The sequence below is a fragment of the Janthinobacterium violaceinigrum genome, from assembly GCF_009208555.1.
Taxonomy (GTDB): Bacteria; Pseudomonadota; Gammaproteobacteria; order Burkholderiales; family Burkholderiaceae_D; genus Janthinobacterium; species Janthinobacterium violaceinigrum.
In genome coordinates this window covers 14,149-28,229 of sequence record NZ_WFLI01000042.1, presented here as the reverse complement: position 1 = coordinate 28,229, position 14,081 = coordinate 14,149, and the positions used below count along the sequence as shown (strand labels likewise).

At 65.6% G+C, this 14,081-nt stretch carries 15 protein-coding genes; 10 read left to right on the top strand and 5 right to left on the bottom strand.

What is annotated here, in order from left to right:
• Positions 1–23 precede the first annotated feature (23 nt).
• The 4 genes from GCN75_RS24930 to GCN75_RS24915 all read left to right on the top strand — a co-directional run bounded on the left by GCN75_RS24930 (position 24) and on the right by GCN75_RS24915 (position 3,449).
• Positions 24–605 (top strand): DJ-1/PfpI family protein, encoded by a 582-nt coding sequence (locus GCN75_RS24930; RefSeq protein ID WP_071324937.1) that lies wholly within the window; start codon positions 24–26, stop codon positions 603–605.
• A 64-nt stretch (positions 606–669) separates the two neighbouring features.
• The gene (locus GCN75_RS24925) at positions 670–1,902 is read left to right on the top strand and encodes a GAF domain-containing sensor histidine kinase (protein ID WP_152284783.1); all 1,233 of its coding nucleotides are present in this window, start codon (positions 670–672) and stop codon (positions 1,900–1,902) included.
• A 37-nt stretch (positions 1,903–1,939) separates the two neighbouring features.
• Positions 1,940–2,587 (top strand): response regulator, encoded by a 648-nt coding sequence (locus tag GCN75_RS24920; RefSeq protein ID WP_152258090.1) that lies wholly within the window; start codon positions 1,940–1,942, stop codon positions 2,585–2,587.
• Positions 2,588–2,753: 166 nt separating this feature from the next.
• Positions 2,754–3,449, top strand: a complete 696-nt coding sequence (locus tag GCN75_RS24915) for a Crp/Fnr family transcriptional regulator (protein ID WP_034759676.1) — start codon at positions 2,754–2,756, stop codon at positions 3,447–3,449.
• Here GCN75_RS24915 and GCN75_RS24910 read toward each other — a convergent pair.
• On the bottom strand, positions 3,446–4,639 hold the full coding sequence (locus tag GCN75_RS24910; protein ID WP_152284782.1) for an MFS transporter: 1,194 nt from the start codon (positions 4,637–4,639) through the stop codon (positions 3,446–3,448). The two genes, GCN75_RS24915 and GCN75_RS24910, sit on opposite strands and share 4 nt — an antisense overlap.
• Before the next feature lie 87 nt (positions 4,640–4,726).
• Between GCN75_RS24910 and GCN75_RS24905 the strand changes: the two genes are divergently transcribed.
• From GCN75_RS24905 to GCN75_RS24890, 4 genes are all read left to right on the top strand, one after another.
• Positions 4,727–5,179, top strand: a complete 453-nt coding sequence (locus GCN75_RS24905) for a winged helix-turn-helix transcriptional regulator (protein WP_152284781.1) — start codon at positions 4,727–4,729, stop codon at positions 5,177–5,179.
• The gene (locus tag GCN75_RS24900; protein WP_152284780.1) at positions 5,176–6,387 is read left to right on the top strand and encodes a D-amino acid dehydrogenase; all 1,212 of its coding nucleotides are present in this window, start codon (positions 5,176–5,178) and stop codon (positions 6,385–6,387) included. The genes GCN75_RS24905 and GCN75_RS24900 overlap by 4 nt, the downstream gene beginning before the upstream one ends.
• Positions 6,388–6,390: 3 nt before the next feature.
• A complete protein-coding gene (locus GCN75_RS24895) occupies positions 6,391–7,368 on the top strand; it encodes a GlxA family transcriptional regulator (RefSeq protein WP_152284779.1) in 978 nt (325 codons plus the stop codon).
• A gap of 133 nt (positions 7,369–7,501) precedes the next feature.
• On the top strand, positions 7,502–8,191 hold the full coding sequence (locus GCN75_RS24890; RefSeq protein WP_152284778.1) for a M24 family metallopeptidase: 690 nt from the start codon (positions 7,502–7,504) through the stop codon (positions 8,189–8,191).
• Between the two features lie 8 nt (positions 8,192–8,199).
• On the opposite strand, the gene GCN75_RS24885 is transcribed toward GCN75_RS24890, so the two are convergent.
• The 3 genes from GCN75_RS24885 to GCN75_RS24875 form a co-directional block, all read right to left on the bottom strand.
• A complete protein-coding gene (locus GCN75_RS24885; protein WP_152284777.1) occupies positions 8,200–9,279 on the bottom strand; it encodes a hypothetical protein in 1,080 nt (359 codons plus the stop codon).
• Positions 9,280–9,346: 67 nt separating this feature from the next.
• Positions 9,347–10,381 (bottom strand): MerR family transcriptional regulator, encoded by a 1,035-nt coding sequence (locus GCN75_RS24880; protein ID WP_152284776.1) that lies wholly within the window; start codon positions 10,379–10,381, stop codon positions 9,347–9,349.
• A 78-nt stretch (positions 10,382–10,459) separates the two neighbouring features.
• Positions 10,460–11,374 carry a LysR family transcriptional regulator gene (locus tag GCN75_RS24875; RefSeq protein ID WP_152284775.1) on the bottom strand — a complete coding sequence of 305 codons (915 nt, stop codon included), beginning with the start codon at positions 11,372–11,374 and terminating at the stop codon, positions 10,460–10,462.
• Positions 11,375–11,472: 98 nt separating this feature from the next.
• Between GCN75_RS24875 and GCN75_RS24870 the strand changes: the two genes are divergently transcribed.
• On the top strand, positions 11,473–12,540 hold the full coding sequence (locus GCN75_RS24870; RefSeq protein WP_152284774.1) for an SDR family oxidoreductase: 1,068 nt from the start codon (positions 11,473–11,475) through the stop codon (positions 12,538–12,540).
• On the opposite strand, the gene GCN75_RS24865 is transcribed toward GCN75_RS24870, so the two are convergent.
• The gene (locus GCN75_RS24865; RefSeq protein ID WP_226941558.1) at positions 12,527–13,522 is read right to left on the bottom strand and encodes an SMP-30/gluconolactonase/LRE family protein; all 996 of its coding nucleotides are present in this window, start codon (positions 13,520–13,522) and stop codon (positions 12,527–12,529) included. The two genes, GCN75_RS24870 and GCN75_RS24865, sit on opposite strands and share 14 nt — an antisense overlap.
• 97 nt (positions 13,523–13,619) lie before the next feature.
• Here GCN75_RS24865 and GCN75_RS24860 point away from each other — a divergent pair, with 97 nt between their 5' ends.
• Positions 13,620–14,078, top strand: coding sequence for a GNAT family N-acetyltransferase (locus tag GCN75_RS24860; RefSeq protein ID WP_152284773.1), 459 nt, complete (start codon positions 13,620–13,622; stop codon positions 14,076–14,078).
• Positions 14,079–14,081 lie beyond the last annotated feature (3 nt).

Genomic DNA, 14,081 nt, shown 5'->3' with positions numbered 1-14,081 from the left:
TCAATCTTTCATAGGAGAACCAAATGGCAGCGAAGAAAATTCTGTTTTTGACCGGCGATTTTGCAGAAGATTATGAAACGATGGTGCCGTTCCAGGCCCTGCTGATGCTGGGCCATACCGTGCATGCCGTGTGCCCCGGCAAGAAAAGCGGCGAGACGATCAAGACGGCCATCCACGATTTCGAGGGCGACCAGACCTACACGGAAAAGCCGGGCCATTTGTTCACCCTGAACGCCAGCTTCGACGAGATCGACCCGGCCCACTATGACGCCGTGATGATCGCCGGCGGCCGCGCACCCGAATACCTGCGCCTGAACGAGAAAGTCATTGCCGCCGTGCGCCATTTTGCCGACGCGGGCAAGCCCGTCGCGGCCGTCTGCCATGGCGCGCAATTGCTGGCCGCCGCCGACGTCATTCGCGGCAAGCGCATTTCCGCCTATCCCGCCTGCGCGCCGGAAGTGAAGCTGGCGGGCGGCACGTATGCCGACATCGCCGTCACGGACGCCGTCACGGATGGCCAGTTCGTCACGGCGCCCGCCTGGCCCGCGCATCCGGCCTGGCTGGCGCAGTTCGTCAAGCTGCTGGGCACCGAGATCCATTTGTAACCTTTACCAGCCCGGCAGGCCGCAGCGCTTGCCGGGCGCACCACTTTTCAGATTCGAGTTCTTCATGCATGCGCCGCGCAGTCAACCTTCCCGCAAACAACTTCCAGCATCGCGCTGGCGCCAGCGCCGCCTGGCGCAAGCCGCATCGGGCCTGAGCGCCGCGCAGGAACGCCAGCTGGCCACCCTGCATGACATTTCCACCCTGCTGGCAGGACAGCACGCCATCGATGCGCTGTGCCGCGGCTTCCTGCGCCACGTGATGCAGTTCGCGCAGGCGGAAGGGGGCACCGTGCGCATCCTCGATCCGCAGCAGGACACCGTGCACATCATCGTGCATGAAGGCATTTCCGACGCCATGGTGGAAGAGGAGCACTGCATCCGCAACAATGATTGCCTGTGCGGCGCGGCCGTGGCGCAAGGCGTGATCCAGATCCGCGATTTCCGCCAGGCCGATGCCTTGCAGCGCTACCGCTGCCAGGACGAAGGGTTCATCGCCATCGCCGTCTTTCCCATCCTCGCGCGCGAACAGGTGGTGGGCAGTTTTTCGCTGCACTTTGCGCGGCCCCAAGCGGCCCATGCGCAGCAGCAGGGCTGGCTGGAAACCCTGGGCCAGAGCCTGGGCATCGCCATTGAAAACCAGCGCCTGATCGCGCGCGAGAAGGAATTTGCCGTGGCGCGCGAACGCAGCCTGCTGGCGGAAGGCTTGCATGACAGCATCGCGCAAAGCCTCAATTTCATCAGCCTGCAAGTGCAGATGCTCGACGATTCCGTGCGCCGGGGCCAGCTCGACGAAGCGGCCGAAGTGCTGCCGCTGATGCGCATGGGCGTCGAGCAAAGCTACCAGGACGTGCGCGAATTGCTGGTCAATTTCCGCACGCGCTGGCATGGCAGCGATCTGGAAAGCAAACTCAGCGAAGTGCTGGCCAAGTTCGAGCTGCAGACGGGCGTCGTCGGCACCCTGGACATGAGCGGCAATGGCGCGCCGCTGGCGCCCGAGCAGCAGTTGCAGATCCTGTTCATCGTGCAGGAAGCGCTGTCGAATATCCGCAAGCATGCGCAAGCGAGCAACGTGGCGCTGCGCGTGGAAAACGGGCGCGATTTCGCGCTGCAGGTGCGCGACGATGGCGAAGGCTTTGCCGCCAACCTGCGCGACAAGAAAACGGAATTGCAGATCGGCTTGCGTATCATGCAAGAAAGAGCCGAGCGGCTCGGTGCGCAATTTGCCATCGACAGCACGCCCGGCGGCGGCACGACGATCTCGCTGGCCTTGCCGGCAGCGCGGCGCCAGGCCGCGTAACAGTGAATTATTCCTATCAGGCAGAAGAAACAAACACGTGAACGCTCCAATCAAAATCCTGCTGGTCGACGACCACACCTTGCTGCGCAGCGGCGTCAAGCTGCTGTTGCAGCGCAATCCTCTGTTCCAGGTGGTGGGCGAGGCATCGAACGGCCTCGACGGCGTGCGCCTGACGGCCGAACTGCGGCCCGATGTGGTGCTGATGGACTTGAACATGCCCGGCGTATCCGGCGTCGAGGCGCTGCAGCTGATCTTGCAGGACATGCCGCAGATGGTGGTGCTGATGCTGACCGTGTCGGAAAACGCAGCCGACCTGGGCGCGGCTCTGCGCGCGGGCGCGCGCGGCTATCTGCTGAAAAATATCGAAGCCGAACAGCTGGGCCAGGCCATTTGTCGCGCTGCCGCCGGCGAATCCGTGATCGCCGACGCCATGACGGCCAAGCTGGTGTCGCAGTTCCGCGCGGGGCAGAACGCACCGCAGGCCGACTACGACAAACTGACGCCGCGCGAGCGCGAAGCGATGGCTTGCCTGGCGCGGGGCCAGAGCAACAAGGAAATCGCGCGCCAGCTGGACGTGGCGGAAAGCACGGTGAAAATCCACGTGCAAAACATCCTCAAAAAGCTTAAGCTCAGCAGCCGCGTGCAGATTGCCGTGTATGCCGTCGAGCGTGAGTTAGGCAAATAAAGATCAAGCAAAGCGCAAATACCCAGTTAAAAAGCCACAAGGAATGCGCGATTGTTTGATCTGCATGGCGTTCCGGCCTAGACAACCCTAGTTCCTTTGACGTATGGCCTTGACCGTGCCTGCGCATTACACTCTTAGTCATTCGCTAATCTAATAAGAGAGTGTCATGCATAAGGTCAACGTCGATGGCTTGCTATCGAGCCAGGCTCTGTTCCGCCATATTTCCCCTTCGCAATTAGAGCAATTGCGCCAGGATGTCGTGCGTGTTGAAGTGGAAAAAGGCAAAGTGCTGTTCCGCAAGGGCGAAGTGGCGGAAGGCGCCTACGTGGTGGTCTTCGGCCTCGTCAAGCTGAGCGTGTTTTCCATGGAAGGCACGGACAAGGTACTGGAATTGATCCGTCCGGGCCAGAGCTTCGGCGAAGCCATGATTTTCCTCGATGAACCGTATCCGTTCTGCGCCGAAGCGCTCGAGCACTGCCTGCTGCTTCGCATCCCGCCGCACGCGCTGCTGCGCCTGCTGGACCAGTCGCCCCGTATCGCGCGCCAGATGATGAACAGCCTGTCGCATCACCTGATGGGTTTTATCCGCAACGTGGAGCGCTGCTCCGTGCAGAACGCCACCCAGCGCGTGGTCGAGTATCTGCTGCAAGCTTCGGACCAGCAGCGTTCGAACGAAGTCAAGCTGGACCTGAAGAAAAGCCTGCTGGCCTCGTTCCTGAACCTGGCGCCCGCCACCCTGTCGCGCGTGCTGCACCAGCTGACGGACTTGCACCTGATTAAAGTCAGCGGTTCGCTGATCCAGATCCAGCCCGATGCCCTGAAAACGTATCGCCATGGTTCCGCCACGGCCATGCTGAACTAAGGTTTTTCAGCAGGCAAGGTCAGTCGCCAGAACAGCAGGGCGAGCAAGCTGACCGCCGCGCCCAGCGCGCATACCCCATGCCAGCCCGCCAGCGCATACACGCTGGTGGCGGCAATCGCTCCCGCACCGCTACCCACCGCATAGAACAGCATATAGCACGCCACCAGGCGGCTGTGCGCATCGCTGTCCTGTTTGAATATCAGGCTCTGGTTGGTCACGTGGATGGCTTGGCCCGCCAGGTCCAGCGCGATGATGCCGACGATCAAGGGCCACAGGGCCGCACCGGCAAAGCTGAGCGGCAGCCACGCGGCCAGCAGCAACAGCAGGGCCGCGCCCGTCGTCCATTGCGCGCGTCCACCGTCGGCCAGCGCCCCGGCCCGTGCCGCGCCCAGCGCTCCCACCACGCCCACGAGGCCGAACGCGCCGATGGCCGCATGGCTATAGCCTTGCGCCGTCAGGGGCAGCACGAGGGCGCTCCAGAAAATATTGAACACGGCAAACATCAGCAGGGCCAGCATGCCGCGCACGCGCAGCACCTTGTTGTGCCTCAGCATGGCCAGCATCGAAGCGAGCAGGGCGCCATACGCCAGCTGCCGGCTGGCCGCTTGCGCGGGCGGCAGCTTGCGCCACAGCAGCAACAGCAGGGCGCACGCCATGGCCGCCGAGACAAAATACACGGCGCGCCAGTCGGCCACATCGGCCACCACGCCCGACAGGGTGCGCGCCAGCAGCAAGCCGATCACCACGCCACCCTGCGCCATGCCGACGACTCTTCCCCGCTCGTGGCTGGCTGCCGCGCTGGCCGCGTAGGCGATCAAGCCCTGCGTCATGGCCGTGCCCAGCAAGCCGACCAGGAGCATGCCGCCCAGCAAGGCGGCCGTGGAGCGGGCGCATCCCAGCGCCGCCAGGGTGAGGGCCAGCAAGCCCAGCTGGATCAAGGTCAGGCGGCGCCGGTTCAGCATGTCGCCCAGGGGAACCAGCAGCAGCAGGGCCAGCGCGCAGCCGATCTGCGTGGCCGTGACGACCATGCCGCTGGCCGCCTCCGTCATGCCGAATTCGTGCGCCAGGGTGGCGAGCAAAGGCTGGGCGTAATACACATTGGCCACGCTGAGGCCGGCCGCCGTGGCGAACAGCCAGACGAGGGAGGGGGCAAGCGTCGCTTGGCTGGGGAGGGGAGTCGTGTCGCGCATGGTGGTTTATGTGGTTTCAAATTAAAACTAGTTGGAGTCTACGCGGAGAAGTTTTAAAATGCAACCAGTCAATCCTGGAGAATGCCCGTGGCCAAACGCAAGAGCCTGAAGACCGACCCCTGCCCCGTGGCGCGCGCGCTCGACGCGATCGGCGAGCGCTGGTCGCTGCTGATCGTGCGCGACGCCTTCGACGGCATGCGCCGGTTCGGCGAGTTCCAGAAAAGCCTGGGCGTGGCGAAGAACATCCTGGCCGACCGCCTGCACTCCCTGGTGGAGGAGGGCATTTTCGAGGTCGCGCCCGCCTCGGACGGCACGGCTTACCAGGAATACGTGCTGACGGCCAAGGGGCTGGCGCTGTTTCCCGTCGTGGTGGGCTTGCGCCAGTGGAGCGAGGCGCAGCTGTTCGCGCCAGGCGAGGCCCATTCCACCCTGCGGCAGCGCGGTTCCGGCTTGCCCGTGCGCCGCATGGAGGTGCTGGCGCCCGATGGCCGCGTGCTGCAGGCGGGCGATACCGTCGTGCACAAGGTATCGCCGCAATGAAGCGCGTGGCCGTGCTGGGTGCCGGCATCACGGGCGTGACGACGGCGTATGCGCTGGCCAAACGGGGCGTGGCCGTGACCCTGATCGAGCGGCACCGTTATGCCGCCATGGAAACGTCGTATGCGAATGGCGGGCAATTGTCGGCCTCGCATGCGGAAGTGTGGAACCACAAGGCGACGATATTGAACGCGCTGAAATGGATGACGCGGCGCGACGCGCCCCTGCTGCTCCATCCCTGGCCCAGCTGGCACAAGCTGAGCTGGTTTGCGGAATTTCTCGCCGCCATGCCCGACTACGAGCGCAACACCATCGCCACGGCGCGCATGGCGATTGCCGCGCGCGAACACCTGTTTGCGTGGGCGCAAGCAGAAAACATAGCGTTCGATCACCGCCGCGCCGGCATCCTGCACGTGTATCGCGAGCGCGCCGGCTTCGAGCGGGCGGCCCGCGTGTCGCGCCTGCTGGCGCAGGGCGGCTTGCAGCGGCGCCCCGTGACGCTTGCGGAAATGCGCGCCATCGAGCCGGCCCTGCAGGGCGACTTTTACGGTGGCTACTACACGGACAGCGATTCCACGGGCGACATCCACAAATTCACCAGCGGCCTGGCCGATGCCTGTGTGCGCCTGGGCGTGGCGTGCCGCTATGGCGCGCAGGTGACGGCGCTGGCGCGCGAACACGGCAAGGTGCGCGTCGCCACGGACGAGGACAGCACGGTGTTCGACGCCATCGTCGTGTGCGCGGGCACGGCCAGCCGCGCCCTGGCCGCATCCCTGGGTGACCATGTGAATGTGTATCCCGTGAAAGGGTATTCGATTACCGTGCAGCTCGATGATGCAGCCAGCCGCGCGGCTGCCCCGTCCGTCAGCCTGCTCGACGATGCGACCAAGCTGGTCAGCAGCCGCCTGGGCGAGGACAGGCTGCGGGTGGCGGGCACGGCGGAATTCAACGGCATCGATTACGACATCCGCGCCGACCGCATCCGTCCGCTAGTGCGCTGGGTGGAGCAGTGCTTTCCTGGCATTAATACGCGCCAGGCGATCCCGTGGGCGGGCTTGCGTCCCATGCTGCCGGCCATGCTGCCGAAAGTGGGGCCGGGCAAGGCACCCGGCGTGTACTACAACACGGGCCATGGCCACCTGGGCTGGACCCTGGCGGCCGCCACGGCCGAGCTGGTGGCGCAGCAGGTTGCGGCCGTGGCGCGGGACTGAACCATGCCCAGCATCGCCATCCTCATCTTTCCCGGCGTGCAGGCGCTCGACGTCAGCGGACCCCTGGACGTGTTTGCCGAAGCGAACGGTTTCTTGCCGCCGGAGCGGCAATACGCGATCGAGGTGCTGGGCACGCAGGAGGGCTTGCTGCGCTGCTCGAACGGTCTATGCCTGGCCGCCCACCGCCATTACGCGCAGGCCAGCGACGCCTACGACCTGCTGCTGGTGGCGGGCGGTCCCGGCTTGCCGGCGCAGCCCCGCGATGCCGCGCTGAGCGCCTGGCTGGCGCAGGCGGCGGGCAGGGCGGGGCGCTACGGTTCCATCTGCAATGGTGCGTTCTTGCTGGGGCACGCGGGCTTGCTTGACGGTAAAAAAGTCGCCACGCACTGGAACGATGCGGCGGCGCTGGCTGCCCGTTTTCCGCTGGCCCAGGTGGATGCGGACAGCATTTATGTGCACGACGGCAAGCTGGTCAGCTCGGCCGGCGTGACGGCCGGCATCGACCTGGCCCTATCGTTGCTGGCCGAGGCGGGTGGCGTGGGCGGCGCGCAGCTGGCGCTGCAGGTGGCGCGCCGCGTGGTGGTGTACACGCAGCGCCAGGGTGGGCAGTCGCAGTTCAGCCCGCACCTGACGCCCGTGCTGGACGTGGCCTCGCCCGTGGCGCAGGCGCAGCAATACGTGCTCGCGCACTTGGGCGAGGCGCTGGACGTGGAGACCCTGGCGCAGCTGGTCGCCATGAGCCCGCGCAACTTTGCCCGCGTCTTCGCGCGCGAGCTGGGCGTGACGCCGGCCCGCTTCATCGAAAGCGCCCGGCTCGATGCGGCGCGCGCCTTGCTGGCCGCCGGCGATGCACCGCTGAAAACCATCGCCTGGCGCTGCGGCTTCGGCACGGCCGATCAGCTGCGCGCCGTGTTTTTGCGGCGGCTGGGCGTGTCGGCCAGGCAGTACCGGCAGCATTTTTCCAGCCACCCCGGCGCCTGACGGGCGCGCATGGCAGGAATGCCTGCCACGCTGTCCGGAATACGCGGCAGCCAGGGCCCCTGCCGCCGCATCCGCAAATCTATACTTTGCTGCAGGCGCGCCACTTCGGCCGCGCCCTTGAGGAAAGTCAAACATGCACACCACACTGGACGCCGAGCGGGTCGGCCCCGCCTATACTGAAGACGGCATGCTGCTGGCGCGCCGCAAGACGCGCGAAGCACTTGCCGCCATTGCCGCGCGCATCCGGCCCGGCATGCTGGAAGAAGACGCCGTGGCGATGGCGAAACAAGTGCTGCTGGACATGGGGCTGGCGCTGAGCTGGCACCCCACGCGCGTACGCTTTGGCCGCAATACGCTCAAACCGATGAAGCGCGCATCCGAGCCGGGCGTGGCCTTGCAAGAGCACGATATTTTCTTCCTCGATATCGCGCCCCGCGTGCAGGCATGGGAAGGCGATGGCGGCGCCACGTTCACGGTGGGCGACAGCGCGCAACAGGCGGACTATGCGCGCTGCGCGCGCGATGTGGAATGCCTGTTTCACCAGGTACGGGCCGTGTGGCTGCGCGAGCGGCTGACGGGCCAGGCCCTGTACGCCTACGCAGAGCAGGAAGCGCGCAAGCTGGGCTGGGAATTGAACTTTGACCTGGGCGGGCATCGCGTGTCCGATTTCCCGCACGCCACGATTTACGCGGGCGCGCTGGCCGACGCGGATTTTTCGCCATCGCCCATGCGCTGGATCCTGGAAATCCATCTGCGCCATCCGACCTTGCCGTATGGCGCGTTTTTCGAGGACATGCTGCTCGACGACAGCTACTATGTTTGACGCAGCGCCTAGTTCTTCGGCAATAGATCGCTGAGCGCGGCGCGGCCCTTGACGGTGAGGAAGGGGCCGACCTTGTTGTAGGGCAGCAGGAAGTCGTTTTCGCAGCCGCTGCCGTTGGAGTCTTCCCAGAACGACACGCCCTCCGGCTTCAGGGACAGGTGGAAGCGGCCACGGCCGTCGTAATCCGTGCCCTTGCACTCGGCGTCGATGGTGACGCCCTTGAACAGGGCCTGGCGCAGGCGGTCCGGCAATTCGGCCTTGTCGTCGCCATCGCTGGCGCTGGCGCCAAACCAGTTCCACACGTCCGTCTCCTGGCCCGTCTTCACGTCCCAGGTGCGGAACTTGATGGAGATGCCGTTGGCGCCATAACCGGCCGGCCAGCGGTAGAACTTGATCGTCACCCAGCGCGGCGACCAGTAGGTTGGCTCCGCATACACTTCGTCTTCCGTCGTGAAACCGTTGCGGCCCAGGTATTCGCGGCGCGTGGCATAGAAGTCGGCCAGGTCTTTCTTGTTCTTCGCCAGCACGGCGCGCAGCTGCGCGTTGATTTTCGCCACGCCATCGCCGGGAGCGATCAGCTCTACCGTGATGGTGTCGCCCACTTGCAGATTGCGGTATTGCTTGCCTTCGAAGGCGATGGGTTTGCTCACTTTGGTGCTGGGAAAGTCTTCCAGCGCCAGGTTGTAGGCATCGCTGGCGCACGATGGATGCTCGCGGTCGCCCGCCGCTTCCAGCAGGGTCAAGGCCAGGGGCACGGTCTTGCCGCTTTTCGGGTCCGTCCAGGTGCCGGTGACTTTGCCATCTTGCGGCGCATTCAAGGACCAGGTGCCCGTCGTGTTGCCCTTGGCATCCTGCTCTTGCCACAGGGCCTTGCCGTTCGGCTTGGCCAGCATGATGGGCGTCTTGTAGCGCGTGTAGTAATAGTTGCCGCTGCGGTCCGCGCCTTGCGTGGGGCTGGGCTGGTTGAAGCAGGCCACGACATTGGCCTTGCCCAGAGTGCCCTGCCACACCCCTTGCACGGGCGGCTCGGCCGCCATGGCGGCATGCAGGGCGGGCAGGGTCAGGCAAGCAAACAGAAAGCGGCGCATCGGTTTTTCCTCTCGTGGGCGAAGGCCGATTCTACATGGCCCCGCCCACGAGATGCCACACGTCAACTTATGCGCCGGGGCGCTCCTGCGCCACCACAGCCATCGCCGCGCTCAGGTACTGCAGCATGGCGGCATCGACAAAGCTGCCCTCCATCAAGCGCGGTTCCTGCTGGTGCGCCTGGCGGAATTTCAGCTGCGTGCCCGGGTCCGTGCCGGCATACGAGCGGAACAGGTCCAGCCACTGCCGCGCCAGCTGCAGCACGGCCGGGTCGGTGGGCGGCGTGCGCGCATCGATGGCGGCGCGCACGGCCGCGATCAGGGCTGGCCATTCGCCCGAGCGCTTGCCGTAGTTGGCCACCAGGTACGCGTATTCCTGTTCATCGAGGAAAGGCTGGTACAGCGCGATGCGCGAGGCATTGAAGGCGGCGATGATGAACTGCATCAAGTCTGCATCGATGCTGGTCGTGGCCTGCATCGATGGTTCCTGCGCATGCATGCTGTTCAGGCGTGCAAACAGGCCCGGGTGGGCGCCCGTGTCGCGCACCAGCTTGACCATCCATTCCGTGGCCAGGGCTTGCGCGCGTGCATCGCCGGGGCCGGCGCCGGCGTCCTTGACGGCGCGCACTCTCGCTACCAGTGCTTTCCATTCCTGTTCCACGGCCGCATCGGACAGCAGCGGTATCTGTTGCAGTTCTTCGGGGGTAAAGTATTTGTCGTACATGGTCATCAACTCCATCGTGGTGAGCCACTCGGCCAGTTCCGGTGCCTGCCCTTGCGCCAGTTGTGCCTGCAAGCTGCGCAGGCGTTCGCGCAGGGTGGAAGCCTGCGCGATCTGGCGTTCCAGCATGGCGATCTGCTGCGCCACGATGGCGCTCAAGGGCAGATCCGGGCCGGCGAGTGCGTTGGCGATATCGGCCAGCGACAACCCGAACTTGCGCAGCGCCATGATCCGGTGCAGCCGGTCCATGTCGCTGTGCTGGTACAGGCGGTAGCCAGCTTGCGTGCGCGCCGAGGGCGAGAGCAGACCGATGCTGTCGTAGTGGTGCAGGGTGCGGATGGTCAGGCCCGTGAGCCTGGCCAGTTCACCGATTTTCAACAGCATGGGGTACTCCTTTCCGGGTGCGTGCAAGCAGAATCGCGCCTGACGTAGCGTCAGGGTCAAGCGGAATTTTCAACTGCATCAACTGATCGTCAGCCGCTGCCGCAATTCCTGCAGCAGGGTGCCTGTTTTCGGCGTCAACTGGCGCGCCAGCGGCCAGGCCAGGTACAGGGGCAAGCCTTGCGTGGCCAGTGCCGGCAGCACCGCCACGATGGCGCCCGTGGCCAGGTGCTCGTGCACCAGCCAGGTGGCCAGCTGCGCCACGCCCAGGCCGGCCAGCACGGCGGCCGTGCGCGCTTCCGCATCGCCCACCGTCATGCGGGGAGAGGCCAGGCGGTACTCGACCTGTCCGCCGTTGTCTTCGTCGTGGAACAGCCACGGCATGGGCGAACCGTCGCCGCGTCCGTAGGCGATGCAGTCGTGCTCATCGAGCTGCGCGATGGACGCGGGCGTGCCGCGCCGCGCCAGGTAGGCGGGCGCCGCGCACAGGATCAGCTGTTCGTCGCCCAGGTGCATCTGCCCCAGCGCGGCGGGCCAGTGCGAGGGCGCGCCGATGCGCACGGCGATGTCGATGCGCTCTTCGAACAGGTCGACGAAGCGGTCGCTGAAGGCGATCGACGGCTGCAGGCGCGGATACTGCGCGCACAGTTCCAGCAGCGCCGGCATCACGCGCAGGCGGCCATACGAGGCGGGCACGCCGATGCGCACCTTGCCCGCCAGTGCCGTCGCGTGCTCGCCCAGCACGTCTTCCGCGTCCGCCAGTTCCTGCAGCACGCGCTTGCAGGTGGCGTAGTAGGCGCGGCCCGCGTCGCTCAGTTTCAAGCGGCGCGTGCTGCGCTCGAACAGCAGCACGCCCAGCCGTTCTTCCAGCCGCGCCACGCTCTTGCTGACGGCCGAGCTGCTCAGGTGCAGGCGCTCGGCCGCTTTGGTAAAACTGCCCGCGTCGGCCGTGGCGAGGAAGGGCGTGAGGCCCTTTAAATGTTCCGATGAAAACATGATCCGCGAATTTTATTCATGAATAGAGTGAAATAGTATCGCGGATAAGAATTGATGTCGCGGATATGATGGTTTTTTTCTTTTGGAGCTTGTATCCCATGCAAAAACACGCCCTCATCATCGGCGCCAGCGGCGTCATCGGCAGCAAGCTGGCCAGCCATTTGCTGGCGCACGGCTGGCAGGTCACGGGCGTCTCGCGGGGCCGCACGCCCGTGCCCGCCGGCTGCGCTTCCCTGCAGCTCGATGCGACCGATGGCGCGGCCGTCGCCGCCGGCCTGGCCGGCCTCGATGCCAGCCACGTCTTTTTTACAGCCTGGGCGCGGCAGGAAAGCGAGCAGGACAACATCCGCGTCAATGGCGCCATGGTGGCCAATGTGCTGGCCGCGCTGGGACCTGCTGGCCACTTGCGCCACGCGGCGCTGGTGACGGGCCTCAAGCATTATCTGGGACCGTTCGACGCGTATGGCCAGGGCGCCGTGCCCGTCACGCCGTTCCGCGAAGAGCAGGGCCGCCAGGACGTGGACAATTTCTACTATGAACAGGAAGACCGGTTGTTTGAAGCGGCCGCGCAATACGGCTTTACGTGGAGCGTGCACCGCCCGCACACCATCATCGGCTATGCGCTGGGCAATGCCATGAATATGGGATTAACTTTGGCCGTGTATGCGCACCTGTGCAAGGCCAGTGGCCAGCCCTTCGTGTTTCCGGGTTCGCCCGCGCAATGGCACGGCCTGTCCGACATGACGGACGCGGGCCAGATCGCGCGCCACCTGGCGTGGGCGGCGGACAGCCCCGCCGCGCGCAACGAGGACTTCAATATCGTCAATGGCGACGTGTTCCGCTGGAAGTGGCTGTGGCCCCGCCTGGCCGCGTATTTCGGTATCGAGGCGGCGGACCTGCCCGAGACGATGGCGCCGCTGGCCGGCCGCATGCAGGATGCGCCCGCCCAATGGCGCGCCATCGCGCAGCAGCATGGCCTGGCGGAGCCTGACATCGGCCGCCTCGCTTCCTGGTGGCATACGGATGCCGACCTGGGGCGGCCGATGGAAGTGATGACGGACATGGGCAAGAGCCGCAAGGCCGGCTTCCTCGACTACCAGGATACGCCGGACGCCTTCTTCCATCTGTTCGAGCAGTTGAAGGCGCAACGCATCATTCCGCGCTGACGTGTTCGGCGGCGGCAGGCGCTGCTGCTGCCGCCGCTGCTGCATTCGCCCTGTGCTGCCGCGCGCGCTGCCATTCCAGGCCCGGGCGGTCGACGCGGAACTGCAGCAGCCGGCCCTGCACCACTTCCGTCACGTACGCCGTGCGGCCATCGGGGCCGCCGAAGGTGATGTTGCTGGGCTTGGCGCCGGGCACGCTGATTTCGCGCAGGATGCGTCCCTGCGGCGACAGTTTGACGACGCTGCCCTTGCCGTAGCGCGTCACGTACAGGTTGCCGTCGACGTCCACGCGCATGCCGTCCATGCCGAAATCGTCGAACCTGATCAGCAGGCGCTTGCCGCTCAGGTTGCCGTCGGCCGCGATGTCATACATCCAGATATTGCGCTGCACGCTTTCATTCACGTACAAAATCTTGCCGTCGGGACTGACCTCGATGCCGTTGGCCGTGCCCATGGTGTCGAGCGCCAGGGTCACCGTGCCATCCTGCGCGATGCGCCACACGCGGCCCGTGTTTTCCTTCCAGTTCGGGTCGCTCGCATACAGCACGTCATCGGCCGTGATGGCGATATCGTTCGGCTGCGTCATGCGCGGCTCGCGCGCGTGGATGGTGAGTGCGCGCGTGGCCGGGTCCACCAGGTAAATCGTGTGTTCCATGTAGTCGGCCAAATACATCTGGCCGCGGCTGCCGAAACGGATGCCGTTGGCGATGCTGGTGCCTGGCAGGGTCAGGTACACCTCGCCCATGCCGCCAGGGCTGACCTTGCCGATGGTTTGCTGGCGCGCAAAGTTGACGGCATAGATATTGCCATCCGCATCGACGGCCGGGCCTTCGATGCCCTTGGTGAACGAGTGCGCGGGCGTGAGCGTGGTGGCGAGGAACAGCGCTTCGTGCGCGGGCGGGCTGGCGCAGGCGGACAGGCTGGCCAGCGCGGCGGCCAGCACGGCAGTGCGCAGCCAGGGCAGGGTGGTTCGGGAATCGGGCATCGGGTGTTCTCTGTAAAGCGGCGGTGGCGTATGTTACCTGACTGGCCGGGCGGACCGCACGCCCGTACAATCGTGCTGCCGATTCACTGGAGCCACCATGGATACCATCATTTTTCGTACCGCCACCCTGGCCGACCTGGAAGCCATCGTCAGCCTGCTGGCCGACGATGCGCTGGGCGCCCTGCGCGAAACCGTCGCCTCGCCCCCCGCCGCCTGCTATGTCAGCGCCTTCCAGGCGATCGCCGCCGATGCCAACCAGCGCCTGGTGGTGGCCGCCGATGGCGACGTCATCGTGGGTACGCTGCAACTGTCATTTATCCCCGGCATTGCCCGCCGCGGCGCCTGGCGCGGCCAGATCGAAGCCGTGCGCATCGCCGCCTCGCACCGCAGCGCGGGCGTGGGCCAGCGCCTGTTCGAGTGGGCCATGGCAGCCTGCCGCGCGCGCGGCTGCCAGCTGCTGCAGCTGACGACGGACAAGGGCCGTCCCGACGCGCACCGTTTCTATGAAAAGCTGGGCTTTGTCGCCAGCCATGAAGGCTACAAGCTGGCGCTGTAAAAC